Origin of the sequence: Paenibacillus bovis (assembly GCF_001421015.2) — a bacterium.
Lineage (GTDB): Bacteria > Bacillota > Bacilli > Paenibacillales > Paenibacillaceae > Saccharibacillus > Saccharibacillus bovis.
This window is the reverse complement of the sequence record NZ_CP013023.1, coordinates 1,157,568-1,172,532: the sequence shown is the minus strand read 5'-3', so window position 1 is coordinate 1,172,532 and position 14,965 is coordinate 1,157,568. Positions and strand designations below refer to the sequence as shown.

The window sequence follows — 14,965 nt, the reverse complement described above, 5'->3', positions numbered from 1 at the left end:
GCCTTTTCCGACCTATTAGGCTTTCATTTCCCGATACTGTTGAATCGGGACAGCTGCCGGTGCTTTGAGTACCTGACGGCCGGCGGTTACCGCCAGCAGAATCAGCAGTACACCGACCAGCATCTGAAATCCATACGCCTGTACCCAGAACGGCATCGGCTTCATCCATTCGAAGATCTGCCCGCCCACCAGCGGTCCGATAAAAGAAGCCAGACCGGTAATACCGGAATAGACTGCGATAAACATGGGACGTGCATTTTTGGGCGTATCCCCGATAATGAAGTTAAACGACAATTGGTTGAATCCGCCAATTCCGATACCGAGCAGCATATGAATAATAAGCAGACCTACAATGACCGGTACAAAAGCCAGCAGACCCCATGCCATACAAGCTGCCGCGATAAATGGAAGCGTCCAGTACAGCAGCGTCTTGTTGCTGAATCTTGCATTCAGATTGCCCCAGAAGTAAAATCCCAGCATCATGAACATGGTCTGTACGACCGTCATCAGCGTTGTGACCGAGTAGCTGACCTTGAGCACTTCCAGCATGACATAGGAGTACAGCGGCACCACCAGTGTCTGCATCAGCAGCCAGACTGCCAGAAACAAAGATGCTTTGATAAAAGGCCCATCATACAGCGGCTGACGTAGCATCGGTACAAACTTGGTCTCAGTGGAACGCTCAAATGGTGCATCCGGATAAAACAGAATCACCCCGATATTGATGATCGCGCAGGTCCAGACGATGATGTACAGCAGCAGGAACCCTTGTCCGCCTGGTACCGCATCCAGCAGAATCCCGCCGACAAACAGCGTGAGGCTGCCAAGCGCATTCAGAATGGTATTGCGAATACCAAAGTATCGTCCTCTTAGTCGTCCCGGTACAATATCGCCGATTAGCGAAGCCCAGACGACCCCGATCACTGCATTACAGAGAAACGCGGCCATATACAGAATAATAAACCAGCTTACCCAGACCGAGCGGTCGAACAGGAATGGTACCAGACCCGTCGCTCCCCACAGTACCCGCTGCAGAATAGTGAACAAGACAAGCACCCATTTGCGCGTATTCAGACGCTGCAGCAGAAAGGCGATAATCACCTGAGCCACATTCACCAGCGTCGTCAGCGCGATCACAAACCCGATCTGTCCCGAGCTCGCTCCCAGATACAGCAAAAACCCTGTCAGGAAGGCCCCCCGAGCAGGGTAGAAAATATCGTTGAGGGTACACCTTCTATCGTGGCGATGCGCAAATGCTTGCGATACATGGAATAACGACGTTTTTGCATATTCAATCGGTTCAGCCCCAGAGCATGTCTTCGTTTAATAACGATCCCTCCTTTGACGGCATGAAACTTTTGATTTTGATTTTGTTTTTTGGCTTGGATATTGTGATAGTTTGGAATAACGCAATCATCAATTTGGTCATTGAAAATCGGTATAGATTTTTGAACGCTGAATGTTTTCTTTTTACCCTTTTCATCAAATACCAAACGGCGATCTAAACATCTTGATTTTAAGGTGACCGTTTACATTCCTATAGCTATCGCATATTTTACAGGTTGAATTTATTTATAAAATAAAGCGAATCATACTAAAAATCCCCTTTGTTGCCCTGCACCAATACACTCATCTTGAATGATGATTGTGTTGGTAACAGGGACAAAGGGGATTTGCTTGCTTTTATACGTTGAAGAGATGAAGATTCTGGATTGATTCTGATTACATTCAATTCTATTTTCTTGGCTAGCTGGCTGGCAAATATAGCGAAAATACGCTGCCTTCACCTTCCTTGCTCTGGAGCCGCAGATGTCCGCCAAGCAGATTGGCCAGATTGCGGCTGATCGAGAGACCCAGGCCGGTACCGCCATATCGACGGGCGATCGAACCATCCGCCTGCTGGAATGCTTCGAAAATCTGCTCATGCTGCGCCTGGGCAATGCCAATCCCAGTATCTCTAACGTCAAATACCAGCCAGCCCAGCTGTTCTTCCCCTTCCACTACACGGTGGATATGCAGGGTTACGCTGCCCTGCTGGGTAAATTTGAACGCATTGGCGAGCAAATTACGCAGAATCTGCTGAATTCGCTGGGAATCCGAAATAATCGTATCCGGCACATTGTCTTCCCGGATCACCCTGAACTCCATTCCTTTGCGGATCGCTACCATTTCAAAATGCATTTGCAGCAGCTCCGGAATCTCCTGTACGCTCACTTCCTCATAGGTAATTTCCAGCTTGCCGGCTTCCACTTTGGACAGATCCAGCACATCATTTACCAGCCCCAGCAGATCGAGTCCGGAGCGGTAGATCATCTCGCTGTATACCCGGGTCTCGCCGGGTGTACGTTCTTCCTCCTGTTCATACAGGAGCTGCGCCAGATTGATAATACTGTTAAGCGGCGTTCGCAGCTCATGCGACATATTTGCCAGAAATTCCGACTTGTACTGGGAAGCCAGAATGAGCTGCTTGGCACGTTCTTCAAGTACATGATGAGTCTGCTGCAGCTCTCTCGTCTGCTCCGAAAGCAGCTGATTGGCATGCTCCAGCTGCATCATCCGCTGTTGCTCCAGATGAAATTCACGCAGCAGCAGCATGAGCACCAGACTGAGTATAATAGACACCGGCAGCATAACAGGCACAATCTCGGTCAGATATGTACGGGTGGGCAGCACCCCAAAAGTTGCAATATTCACTGTGTTTACCAGATTGATCGTCAGCACGGTAACTATTCCTTTGACCGATAGCTTGGCTGTACTGCTGCGCATCCACACATTCAGTACCGCACCGACAGCACCCAGAATAGTCAGATTAAGCAGTCCGACAAAAGCCGCTTCTCCCAGTCCAAACGTCAACCGGGTCAATCCGATCCCGAATCCGATCAGCAGGATAACCCATGCACGGGAATAGACGGCAGCGGCTACAATTACCGGCATGAACCGGAGATCAAAAATCAGATTGCCCGGCAGCCGGAAGCCAAAAAAAGAGCTCATCCAACCGGCAAAAATCAGTAGCAGTATTGAACTGGCATATTTGACTCTGCCGGACATTCGTGACAGTCCATATTTATACAGCAGATTGGCTATGTATGCGATCGTGACCATCATGCCTGCATTCATAAGGAAGTTTTTCACAAATTCCATATGCTCACTCCTGATTGAGATCAGATAGATATACCGTTCATTTCGTTTTATATTATGTTCCAATTATTTTCTTGTAATTGAAAATAATTGGTAAAAGTTATTCTTATCATATCATAAAAATGCAGCATTTCCTCCCCTTTGTCCTGCAGAGCCTTTCTGGTATGATATCAGTAGTATTTCGATATGAATATACCAGATAGATTAACATTATATTATTTACAGGAGGTCTTGCCTTTATTATGAAATTTCGCGTATCTGCGGTGCAATATCACCTTCATACCATATCTTCGTTTGAACAATTTGCCGATCAGGTAACCCACTATGTGCGGACTGCCCAGGAATTCGATGTTGATTTTATACTGTTTCCGGAATTTTTTACGACCCAGCTGCTGTCGATCGGAGATGAATCCGGTGCGGCACTGGGTATCGAGCGTCTGCCCGAGTTCACGGATGCTTATCTGGAGCTGTTCCAGGGACTGGCGAGGGAGACAGGCACCCATATTATCGGCGGTACCCATGTCACGGAAAAGGAAGGCAAGCTGTACAACACCGCTCATCTGTTCTATCCGGACGGACGTGTCGCCACTCAGCCGAAAATCCATATCACCCCTACCGAAGTCACGGAATGGAATATGTCAGCTGGAGACGGATTGACTGTATTTGAGACAGACAAAGGTACGATCGCCCTGCTCACCTGCTACGATATCGAATTCCCCGAAATCGTACGCATGGCCAAAGCACGCGGTGCCGATGTTATTTTCTGTCCATCCTGTACGGATGACCGGCACGGCTTCCACCGGGTTCGCTATACCAGCCATGCCCGTGCCGTAGAGAATCAAGTATATGTGGTGACGACCGGTACGATCGGCTCCCTGCCAACTGTAGACTTTATGCGCGGCAATTTTGGCCAGGCTGCTGTCATTACGCCAAATGATGTGCCTTTCCCACCGCGCGGTATTCTCGCCGAGGGAGAGATCAACGACGATATGATCATTACGGCTGATCTCGATCTGGAACTGCTGTACAAGGTACGGGAAAAAGGCTCGGTCACTACATGGCGTGACCGTCGTACCGATCTCTATACCGACTGGAGCTGAGGAGCATGAACGCACGGTCTGATCGAGCGGGGCAGTACCATAAGTCCTGTTATGTATTCCATGAACGCCGTCCGTATCCTGCTGTTGTTCGTTCCTATACGGCAAAGGATTTCACGCGGCTGATCGAGATTCAGGCTGCTGCTTTCCCACCGCCCTATCCATCCGAACTTTGGTGGAACCGGGAGCAGCTGCACGAACATGTCCATCGTTTCCCCCAGGGAGCGCTGTGTGTGGAGATCGATGGCGTAATTGCTGGTTCAATGACCAGCCTGCTGATTGATTTTGATGAACATCATCCCGAGCACACCTGGGAAGAAGTTACTGATCACGGCTATATCCGCAATCATCAGCCAGATGGAGATACATTGTATGTCGCAGATCTGTGTGTGCATCCGGAGTATCGTCAGTGGGGACTGGGCAAGCTGCTGATGCAGTCTATGTATGAAGTAACTGCTGCACTCGGCCTGAAGCGTCTGCTCGGTGCAGGACGGATGCCGGGCTATCACCGGGTCGCCGATACCTGTACACCTCAGCAGTATGTGGAACGTATCACTAGCGGCGAGCTGTACGATCCAGTAATTTCCTTTCTGATGAGATGCGGACGAACGCCGCTAACCGTAATTGCCGATTATTTGGATGATGAAGAATCGCTTCACTATGCTGTATTAATGGAATGGAAAAATCCGCTGCCACCGGCAGCTACTCAGGGAGGCATTTAAATAGATGGATTATGTACACATTACTCATATTGATGATCCTTTGTTCGCGGATATGCATGCACTGATGGGACGTATTTTCCCGGCAGAAGAAGTACTGGAGTATGAATTGTGGCGTGAGCCGCTGGAAGACCCGGGTATCCGCGTATTCGTCGCTGTACACGAAGGTCGTGTAGTCGGCGCTACCGAATATCGCTATTATGAAGACGACAATGTGGCGATGACCGACTTTACGATTATTGGCGAGCCGGGGCTCGGTATTGGACCTTTCCTCGCGCAGCATCGTCAGGCCGATCTGAAAAAAGTCGCTGCCGCTGCCGGCAAAGAGCTGTCCGGCATGTTCGCAGAGATCTATGATCCTTATCGCGCCGAACGTCATGAATTTGGCGGCGTCAAGCCGATGGACCCGTTCGTACGCCGTGAAGTACTAGCGCATCTGGGCTACCGCCGTCTGGACTTTACTTATGTACATCCATCCTGGAACAACGACGGGGAAGCCGTGTCCGAGCTGGATCTGTGTTTCCTCGCGTATGATCCGACTGTACAATCCCTGCCTGGCGCGCTGATCGAGAAGTTTTTGCGCCGCTACTATGCTGTACTGGCTCAGAAACCGGATGCGTGGGAGCAGATGGTACACGAAGTGGGACAGCGCGATCAGGTCGCTCTGCTGCCGCTGTAACCCTCCTGTCCGCATCGCATGTTGATTGCGGCTGGATCGGTATAGACCTGTACAGGTGTAAGTTAGGCAAATTGGTTATGTTATCATTTTTCTATACAACAGCCCTTTACCGCAGACAGCGCCAACAGATTTTCTGTCGGCGCTGTCTGCACTTTTTTATGCGGTTTGTACTTTTTAGTATAGAAGATATGTATTATGTAAGTTAATTTTTAAACGGTTTCTGGGCAGATTGGAGAAAACGAATCCTCATTCTCCTTTTATCACCCATTGGTAATTATGAGTTAAGGTTGAGGTTCTCATCTGAACCCATATCCATACCTATATATAAAAGTATAGATAAAAACAGACGGCTGTAGTCTCCTGAACCAGGATTCTACAGCCGTCCTTTATATTATGTGCCATCTATGTCGTAGTTACATGCAAAGTAATCTTAACGTACTTTTAGCATTCTGGCAAGGCTTTTTAATAATAAATTGCCATTTGGTAAATATTTCATATTTATAAAAAGCATATTCTGTCGAATATAAGGCTCTATTTATAGTATGATTAATGATTGATACTAACGTTTGAAAAGGAGCTTACTTATGCAATCTGTTTTTTACCGCAACCTCATTATACTGCTGCTATGCCTGGTATCCGGCATCGTCGATGTTATCGGCTACCTGCAACTGGGGCATGTATTTACAGCCAATATGACGGGCAACATCATTATTATGGGCATGGCTCTGGGACATCTGCATACCGTTTCCCTGGTGCGTTCCGGCGCTGCTTTTATCGGCTTTATTATCGGTAATGCTGCTGCTGCCCTTTTTCTGGGGCGATCGCATCCAGGATCGGTCTGGTCGCCGCGTCTGACGGCGATTATTTCGGTACAGCTGGTATTTTTCCTCGTATTTGCCTGGGTATCCGCTACTCCGCTGGTACCTGCGATAGAGTATATGCTGATCGTACTGCTCAGCTTTACGATGGGGATGCAGACGACGATGGCGCGCAAGCTGGGCGTAGCCGGAATCTCGACTACCGTACTCACCAATAATCTGGCCAGTGTGATCGAAGATCTGGTAGCCCATGTACGCCAGTGGTTTGGACGATCTGCCGATCGTCGACGCTGGCTAAAATCGGATACATTGCTGCGTCTTGCTGCTGTTATCATTTATGGATCGGGCGCCGTTATTGCGACACTCATGGAGCAGTCACACACGCTGCTTGGTATCTGGATTCCGATTGTGATTATGATCATTATTCTGGCCATTGCTGTTACCCGTCTCCGAGCATCCGCTTCTGAGTTTTAACACATTATTGAATCGTGAAAAGATCAATATCTGGATAAAGATAGATTTTCCCGGTCAATCATGAGATGATTCGTGCAATCCATATTCACATGAATTATAATTAGATAGTATACCTAATTAATTTGGATAATGGAACTTATTTCTATTCTGCTCCCTTGACTGCTATCTTCAGTTTGTTGAATAGCTCATGCAATTTGCTTCGTTCAGGGTAATAAGACATGCTGCAGATTAATATTAAATACCGGGTGGTTAGAATCATTTTATGAAAAAGATATGGGAAATCTACAAAACCGATTGGAAAAATCTATTCAGCGTCTCTACGGGTATTCTACTCGTGATCGCGATTATGCTGCTGCCCTCTGTATATGCCTGGTTCAATATCAAAGCAATGTGGGACCCGTACAGCAATACATCGGGCATTATTATTGCCGTAACCAATGAAGATAAAGGCACGACGATTCAGGACAAAAAAGTAAATGTCGGCGATCAGGTGATTGACAATCTCAAAAAGAATCATACGCTGGGCTGGACATTCGTCGATCGCAACCAGGCGCAAAAAGGCCTGGATAATGGCGATTATTATGCTACCCTGCTGATCCCGTCCGACTTTTCCGAGAAAATCGGCAGTATTCTGACCGATGATCCGGTGAAGCCGCAAATTTTGTACACCGTGAACGAGAAGATCAGTGCGATTGCTCCCAAGATTACGGATAAAGGTGCTACTACGCTTACCCAGCAGATCAGCGAGGAGTTTGTCAGTACAGCCAGTGAAGCGGTGCTGACCAAAATGCAGGACGCCGGGATCAAACTGGAAGAAGAATTGCCGACGATCCGCAATATCGAAAACAAGATTCTGACGCTTGAAACCCGGCTGCCGGAGATTAACCAGTTTGCCGACCAGGCGCTGGAACTGGAGAAAAAGCTGCCGCAAATCAATGCGCAGGCCCAGAAAATCGTCGAACTGCAAAAGCGGATTCCCGATATTGAGAAAGCCGGCGATATGATCCTCAAAGTCGAAGACAACCTGCCCAAGATCCGCGAAGCCGGGGACCAGATTTTGCTGCTGCAAAAGCGGCTGCCGGAAATCCAGACTGCGGCGGACAAAGTGAACGAACTGGATCAGAATTTCTACAAGGTTGAGGATGCGCTGAATCAGGCGATTGAAGATGCCGACAAGCTGGCGAATATTATCAATACTGCCCAGCAGGCGCTGCCCAAAGTCAAAGAAATCACAGATATCGGTACCGAATTTGCCGACCGGGTGAATACGTTCCTCGATGAAAATGATGGTGCTTTTGATTCGATCGCGCCGGTGATCCGCCAGAATCTGGTACTACTCCAACAGACCGCCGATGCGACGACACAACTGGTCGATGCTGTGCAGAATGCGGATATTGATCCACAGACAGCCATTGATACGCTGTCCTTTCTCGAGCAGCGCCTATCCCGCGGCGCAGCTATTCTGGAGCGCACGACCGATCTGCTGAATCGGATCAATAATGTACTGCCCAACCATCCGCTGGATCGTGTAATCAGTCGTCTCGACAATGTACACAATCTGATGGAACGCCAGATTACACTGGTGCGCAGTATCAGTCAGGCGATACAGAACGGACAGCAGCCAGCGCGCGAGATTCTGGATAATCTGCGCCAGCTGTCTACCGATGCGAGCGACACACTGGGTGATATCATCACTATATATGATGAACAGATTGTACCGGATATCAACCGTGGACTGGATAATCTCAAGACGGCTGCCCGTGATGCTGCCGATGTACTGCATACCGCGCAGAGTACACTGCCCGATGTGGAGGCTGTGCTAAGCGATGCACAGAGCGGCGTACAGTTCGGTCAGGAGGAGCTGGGACTGCTCAAGCAGGACCTGCCGAAGATCCGGCAGAAGCTGCATGATGCCAATGAACTGATCCAGAGCCGGATGGCCCAGTTTACTCAAGTAGTCAACAAAGCTGCGAGCTTCGTACGAACCGATCTGCCTGAAATAGAAGACAAAATCCATCAGGCGGCTGATTTTGTCCGTAACGATCTGCCTCGTGCCGAGAAGGAACTGAACAAAATCACCGATCTGATCCAGAACAAGCTGCCCGAAGCAGAAAAAGCCGTGCACAAAGTTGGTGAATTCGTCCGCAACGATTTGCCGGGTCTGGAGAAATCCGTGCATAAGGCTGCCGACAAGGTACGCCTGCTCAAAAACAGCGACAGCGAACTGGCCCAGATTATCAAATGGCTCAAAGGGGATATCCAGCAGGAAAGCGACTTCCTCGCCAGTCCGGTCGATCTGAAGCAGGTTCGCACTTATCCGATCCCGAACTACGGTTCGTCGATGTCGCCATTTTATACCACACTCTCGATCTGGGTCGGTGGGATGCTGCTGATCTCCATGTTCAAAGCGGAAGTCGATAATCCCGAACGCCGCTTCCGTCCGTATCAGGTGTACTTTGGCCGACTGTTTACCTTTATGACCATCGGTCTGGTGCAGGCTTTTGTCATCTCGATGGGCGATCTGTTTATTCTCAAAGCCTATGTGGTCGATCCTGTCTGGTTTGTAACGATGAGTATGCTGATCAGCATGGTGTTCGTAACCATGGTGTATACGCTGGTATCCGTATTCGGCAACATCGGTAAAGGACTGGCTATTATCCTGCTGGTGCTGCAATTCTCCAGCTCGGGCGGTACCTTTCCGGTGAGTATGACCGGCACGTTTTTCCAGGCGCTGCATCCGTGGTTCCCGTTCACCTATGCGGTCGAACTGCTGCGCGAGACAGTAGGCGGTATGCTGATGACGACAGTGTACAAGGATATCACGTACCTGATTATCTTTATGCTGCTGTTTATCCTGTTTGCCCTGCTATTCAAAAAACCGCTCGGTCCGTTAACCGAGAAAATGGCCGAAAAAGCCAAAAAGACCAAAATGATTCCATAAAAAAAGCCTGCAGCTATTTCTCTGCAGACCGGGACCTGATCAGGAGATCAGGTCTTTTTCTTTATTTGGGTACTTTGGGATATCCGATTCTTTGGTATCCGGGAGAGAGGCTTTCGCTTCCTCGGTACTGTGGTAATGCTCGATAAACAACGTCGCCAGCTGCGGGTCCCACTGGGTACCCCGTCCTTCTTCCAGGATAGAGATGGCTTTGATCTTGGGCATTCCTTTACGATAGGGACGATCCGATGTCATCGCGTCAAAAGCATCCGCTACAGCGATAATACGACCGAATAAAGGAATATGATACCCTGCCAGTCCATCCGGGTAACCGCGTCCATCAAAGCGTTCATGATGGGAACGCACACCCGGTAAATAAGGACGCATCGCATCGGCGGGTTCGACCTGGCGCAGGATGCTTTCGCCCATTTCCGGATGCTTTTTGATCTGGTCAAACTCCTCATCGGTCAGTTTGCCATCTTTGAGCAGTACGGAATCCTGCACACCAATTTTGCCGATATCATGCAGCAGGGCTGTTTTGCGCAGCTGATCCAGATCGTAGGCACATAGTCCGGCACGTTTGCCAATAGCCAGTGCATATTCGGCGACACGCAGCGAATGACCGGCTGTGTACGGATCGCGTGCATCCAGTGCGGCTGCCAGCGTCGCAAAGTAGCTGTCCAGCAGCAGCTGGTTGCGCTCATCACGCATTTTGAGCCCCTGTACCATATGATTGAATCCGGAAATCAGCAGGGAGAAATCATCCGAGTAATAATCCAGTGCATCGGCACTGAAATCGCCATCCTTGATCCGGGACATCGCATTGTACAGATTATTGATCGGATGCTCCACATCACGCGCGAGCAGCTGCGCCCCGACAATACTAAAAGCAATACTGACTACAATGACCATACCCGCCCAGCTCCAGTATTCCGAAGCTTCCATACCGGTAATCTCCTGCAGCCTGATCTGTGCAGCCAGACTGAACAGCATAATCGGAAATACCCCGATCAGGAAAATGCTCAGCTGGAATTTGCGGCGAACAGTCAGATGGACTTTGCCGAGCAGCAGCGTTTCCTGTCCGTACAGCGTTTTGAGACGTTCTTTGACTGCGATCAGCATCGGGCGAATCGCCGAAGAAGTGAGAAAAAACTCAATAAATGCATGCATACTGGCAACCATTAGTGCCCCGGCAATACCGATCCATAGATAATAGGCAGGAATTATAATCCATCCGCTGTTCATGGCAAAGGCAAACAGAATCATCGATGGAACCGTCAGACCCAGAAAATGCGGCAGCATGATCCGGTACATCGATAATTTAGGAAAACGATGCAGCTGATTATAAGCGTGCTCCAGCTGCTGCTGCGTCGGCTTTTCTTCACGCATGGCATCACGAATTGGCTGAATATGCTTGCGGAATACCAACCCTTCCACTATCAGCATAAATACAAATGAAATCAGCATGATATCAATCATCCGCATACTTTGAAGCACTGAAGTATCCACCGTATTCCATACAAGCAGTCCGCCGACGACCATGACTGCGATTAATGACCCCAGAATATAGTTAAATAACACCTGACGGAGAAATTTTTGATATTCATTCACTGATGTCTCCTCATTTCCCAGGCTGCTGCCTGCCGTTCCCATTCATATGTTACGTTTCATTTACGATCCATTTGGATTACATAGTCTAAGGAAAGTCTTCTCTTTTATCACTGTTTTTATTGTTACTTCAATAGATTTCCGCTTATATTGACCTACTTCTTTATTTCGGACTCTAACCTGCAAAAGTTGATGCCAAATTCAATATTTGTTTGTGCACAATTTATTTTAGGAATACATTTACAGATTGATATTTAACAAGAGGGGGCTATTTATGCAAGCGATTGAACTTACCAGTAATCTTATTCTGCTACTTGGCACGCTGCTGCTGCTCGGCGTCCTCTCGACCAAATTCTCGTCGCGCTTTGGCATGCCGGCTCTCGTTTTCTTTATCGTAGCTGGTATGATCTTGGGACGTTTTATTTATTACGACAATGCTTTTATTACGCAGTGGTTTGGCGTGCTGGCACTGGTCATTATTCTGTTCGAGGGCGGTATGCAGACCGATATGAAACTGATCAAACCGGTTATTCGCCCGGCTCTGTCGCTGGCTACGATCGGTGTATTGCTGACTGCTTTTGTGATCGGATATTTTGCCCATCTGATTCTGGGTGTCAGTTTATTGGAGGGGATGCTGTTTGGCTCTATTGTCGGCTCTACCGACGCAGCAGCCGTCTTCTCTGTACTCGGCAACAAAAATGTACGCAAGCGCCTCACCTCCACACTGGAAGCCGAATCCGGCAGTAATGATCCGATGGCGGTCTTTCTGACGCTGATGTTTATCGAGCTGCTCAACAATCCGGAGACCAGCATATGGGGCGAGATTCTGTCCTTTTTCTGGGAAATGGGATTTGGACTCGTTCTGGGGATTATCTGCGGCAAGCTGGCCGTGTTCCTTATCAACAAAATCGATTTTGAGACCTCCAGCCTTTATCCGGTGCTCGCTGTATCCAGTGCACTGTTCACGTATGGAGTAAGCTCCCTGACGCATGCGAGCGGCTTCCTCGGAGTGTATGTGATGGCACTGGTCATGGGGAACTCCGATCTCACCTACCGCCGGACGATTCTGCAGTTCAATCAGGGCTTTGGCTGGATTATGCAGATTCTGATGTTTGTCCTGCTCGGTCTGCTCGTATTTACCGATCAATTGATCTCTGTGATCTGGCAGGGACTCGCTCTATCACTGCTGCTGATCATTGTAGCGCGCCCGATCGGCGTGTTGTTATCCCTGCTTTTCAGTCAATTTTCTTTCCGGGAAAAGACACTGCTGTCCTGGTCGGGTCTTCGTGGAGCCGTACCGATTGTACTGGCGACTTATCCATTACTCGCTGGTGTAGAGCATGGACAGCTGTTTTTCAATGTGGTGTTCTTTATCGTACTCACTTCTACGCTGATCCAGGGAACGACGATTGCTCCGCTCGCCCAGAAGCTCGGTCTGACCGAGAAAGTGCTGGATCAGCAGCCGTCGATTCTGGAGCTGGTCGCGACCGGCCGGACCACTTCCGAGATTACGCATATGACACTGACCAGCCGCAGCCGCATGATTCACCGCGAGCTGCAGGAGATCGATTTGCCGCCAAGTGTACTTATTACCGCTGTACTGCGTAACGAGGAAATCGTAACACCGCGCGGCGATACGGTTCTGCTTCCCGGTGACAAAGTGTATCTGCTCGGTCCCAAAGCCAAACGTGAAGATATCCGCCGTCTGTTCACCGGCGAGCCTGCTGCCGATACTCCCGGTGCTTCCTGAATACAGCCATTCCATGTATCGTGATACAAACAAAAGCAGCGTACCCCTGTTGAGGTACGCTGCTTTTTTATCATGGACCTGCCTGTTCAGCAGGTGATTCAATCAACCCTGATCCTGAATGCTCGCTGCGAGAATGACCGGTCCGCGAGGCTGACTGCCTTTCTCATCCGGTTCCAGCGTAATGGCTACTGTATCATATCCCTCCGGTTTAAAGGTATAGTACATCGCGCCCTTACCATCACTTGCCCAGAAGGTACCGGCGCTCTGTTTCACATCGCCCTTAATGAGCCAGACCTGAAATGCCTCCTTGCCCTGGAGTTTTGGCAAATTATCCGCCTGCACCAACAGATGGGTGCCTTTGGCATCGATAACGATCGTGGCCAGTCCCTGTGCCACAATATCCTTGGCTGCCGGACTCAGCTGAACCGCTTCATCGACTCGCGCGCCCTGTGTCGGCATGGATACCGTCGCCAGCTGTCCTTGCAGACTGTTTTTCTGGGTGTTCGCGATAGCCAGCTGCTGCTGCAAATCATGGAGCTGTCCCTGCAGATTGCCTGCATACAGCCCTGCAACAACAGCGGCGGCTGCGGTAACTGCTGCTGTCGCTCGCCAGAATACGCCTGTTTTGCGTCTGGCTGCCGGTTGACCCGATTCTGCAGAATGGACTTCTGCTGGCCGTGCTGGCTGCTGCTGTACGGCTGCCGGTGCATTAGATGCTGTACCCGCTTCGACTGTACGCGGTGCCAGAGGTATTACGTTATCTGCTGTACTGCCTGTCTCGCTGCTACTGAATACATGCTGCAGCACACGGTTTCTCATGCCCTGCGGCGGCTCCACAACCTCGGAAGTCAGCGGAAGGAAACCGATAATATCCTGCAGCTCTTCGACAGCTGTACGGCAATCATCATCCTGTCTCATATATGCTTCAAACCGCTCCTGTTCTTCACGATCCAGACCGCCGAGCACATACATTTCGACCATATCCATCATATCGCTTTTTTTGTAATCGTTACTCATATGCGTTTCCCCCCTTTACCGCTTCAGCAAGCTTGTTATGAAGCTGCCGTATGGCAAGGCGTACCCTGCTCTTGACGGTTCCAAGCGGAATGCTGAACTTTTCAGATACTTCGTGCTGAGTGAGTCCCTGGAAATAGATAGACTCAATCACCTGCTGCTGCTCCTCCCGGAGTTCCATCATGGCTTCACGTATACGCTGCCGCTCCCAGTTCAGCGATACCTGCTCCTGTACATCCGTTTTCGTATCCGGTAATACCTGAAGTGCTTCATCACCGGACGGATCTGCCGTAGCGCGCGATGCTTTGCGCCGCAGCATGTCTACTGCTATATTACGCGTGATCGTAAACATCCATGTCGAGAGCTTCCCCTGGCTTCGATCATAACGTTCCGCGTTATTCCATACTCTGAGAAATAATTCCTGAACAACTTCTTCTGCAGCCATCGTGTCATGTACGATACGATAGGCAAATGAGTATACGGCCCGTTCATAACGGTCGTACACATGCTCTAATGCTTCGGTATCCTTTTCGGCAATCCGTCGCATGAGTTCTCTATCATCAGTTATGTCATTCATCCAAGGGCTCCTTTCCCATTCCCTTATATTATAGCGTTCGCAGAAAATTTTGCGATGGATGACTTTTTGCAATATTTATTTTTTGTCAAAGATCAAGGATCAGATCTTTTTTATTATCCTTATTTTTGGGTAAACGTTATCATTTGAAAAACT

The 14,965-nt window shown here is 49.2% G+C and carries 10 protein-coding genes and 1 pseudogene; 6 read left to right on the top strand and 5 right to left on the bottom strand.

Annotated features, from left to right (window positions below):
- Window positions 1-15: 15 nt before the first annotated feature.
- Window positions 16-1,289, bottom strand: a pseudogene (locus tag AR543_RS05005) (MFS transporter).
- Window positions 1,290-1,746: 457 nt separating this feature from the next.
- Window positions 1,747-3,141, bottom strand: a complete 1,395-nt coding sequence (locus AR543_RS05000; RefSeq protein ID WP_060532355.1) for a sensor histidine kinase — start codon at window positions 3,139-3,141, stop codon at window positions 1,747-1,749.
- Between the two features lie 239 nt (window positions 3,142-3,380).
- On the opposite strand from AR543_RS05000, the gene AR543_RS04995 reads away from it, so the two are divergent.
- From AR543_RS04995 to AR543_RS04975, 5 genes are all read left to right on the top strand, one after another.
- Window positions 3,381-4,238: a carbon-nitrogen hydrolase family protein gene (locus AR543_RS04995; protein WP_046225837.1), complete on the top strand. Its 858-nt coding sequence runs from the start codon at window positions 3,381-3,383 to the stop codon at window positions 4,236-4,238.
- A gap of 5 nt (window positions 4,239-4,243) precedes the next feature.
- A complete protein-coding gene (locus AR543_RS04990) occupies window positions 4,244-4,957 on the top strand; it encodes a GNAT family N-acetyltransferase (protein WP_060532353.1) in 714 nt (237 codons plus the stop codon).
- Window positions 4,958-4,961: 4 nt separating this feature from the next.
- On the top strand, window positions 4,962-5,633 hold the full coding sequence (locus AR543_RS04985) for a hypothetical protein (protein WP_060532351.1): 672 nt from the start codon (window positions 4,962-4,964) through the stop codon (window positions 5,631-5,633).
- A gap of 584 nt (window positions 5,634-6,217) precedes the next feature.
- On the top strand, window positions 6,218-6,925 hold the full coding sequence (locus AR543_RS04980; protein WP_060532349.1) for a YoaK family protein: 708 nt from the start codon (window positions 6,218-6,220) through the stop codon (window positions 6,923-6,925).
- A 262-nt stretch (window positions 6,926-7,187) separates the two neighbouring features.
- Complete coding sequence (locus AR543_RS04975; RefSeq protein ID WP_060532347.1) at window positions 7,188-9,866, top strand: YhgE/Pip domain-containing protein; 2,679 nt, start codon at window positions 7,188-7,190, stop codon at window positions 9,864-9,866.
- Between the two features lie 39 nt (window positions 9,867-9,905).
- Here the strand turns inward: AR543_RS04975 and AR543_RS04970 are convergent, their stop codons facing one another.
- Window positions 9,906-11,474: an HD-GYP domain-containing protein gene (locus tag AR543_RS04970; protein ID WP_064505556.1), complete on the bottom strand. Its 1,569-nt coding sequence runs from the start codon at window positions 11,472-11,474 to the stop codon at window positions 9,906-9,908.
- Between the two features lie 271 nt (window positions 11,475-11,745).
- Here AR543_RS04970 and AR543_RS04965 point away from each other — a divergent pair, with 271 nt between their 5' ends.
- The gene (locus AR543_RS04965; protein WP_060532343.1) at window positions 11,746-13,221 is read left to right on the top strand and encodes a potassium/proton antiporter; all 1,476 of its coding nucleotides are present in this window, start codon (window positions 11,746-11,748) and stop codon (window positions 13,219-13,221) included.
- A 102-nt stretch (window positions 13,222-13,323) separates the two neighbouring features.
- Here the strand turns inward: AR543_RS04965 and AR543_RS04960 are convergent, their stop codons facing one another.
- Window positions 13,324-14,238 carry an anti-sigma factor domain-containing protein gene (locus tag AR543_RS04960; RefSeq protein WP_060532341.1) on the bottom strand — a complete coding sequence of 305 codons (915 nt, stop codon included), beginning with the start codon at window positions 14,236-14,238 and terminating at the stop codon, window positions 13,324-13,326.
- A complete protein-coding gene (locus tag AR543_RS04955) occupies window positions 14,231-14,812 on the bottom strand; it encodes an RNA polymerase sigma factor (RefSeq protein WP_060532339.1) in 582 nt (193 codons plus the stop codon). Before AR543_RS04955 ends, AR543_RS04960 begins: the two co-directional genes overlap by 8 nt.
- Window positions 14,813-14,965: the final 153 nt, after the last annotated feature.

Excerpts from the sequence above, each read along its gene's own strand:
- AR543_RS04955 (WP_060532339.1), bottom strand. The coding sequence starts at position 14,812 with ATGAATGACATAACTGATGATAGAGAACTCATGCGACGGATTGCCGAA.
- AR543_RS04980 (WP_060532349.1), top strand. The coding sequence starts at position 6,218 with ATGCAATCTGTTTTTTACCGCAACCTCATTATACTGCTGCTATGCCTG.
- AR543_RS04960 (WP_060532341.1), bottom strand. The coding sequence starts at position 14,238 with ATGAGTAACGATTACAAAAAAAGCGATATGATGGATATGGTCGAAATG.
- AR543_RS04985 (WP_060532351.1), top strand. The coding sequence starts at position 4,962 with ATGGATTATGTACACATTACTCATATTGATGATCCTTTGTTCGCGGAT.
- AR543_RS04965 (WP_060532343.1), top strand. The coding sequence starts at position 11,746 with ATGCAAGCGATTGAACTTACCAGTAATCTTATTCTGCTACTTGGCACG.
- AR543_RS04990 (WP_060532353.1), top strand. The coding sequence starts at position 4,244 with ATGAACGCACGGTCTGATCGAGCGGGGCAGTACCATAAGTCCTGTTAT.
- AR543_RS04975 (WP_060532347.1), top strand. The coding sequence starts at position 7,188 with ATGAAAAAGATATGGGAAATCTACAAAACCGATTGGAAAAATCTATTC.
- AR543_RS05000 (WP_060532355.1), bottom strand. The coding sequence starts at position 3,141 with ATGGAATTTGTGAAAAACTTCCTTATGAATGCAGGCATGATGGTCACG.
- AR543_RS04995 (WP_046225837.1), top strand. The coding sequence starts at position 3,381 with ATGAAATTTCGCGTATCTGCGGTGCAATATCACCTTCATACCATATCT.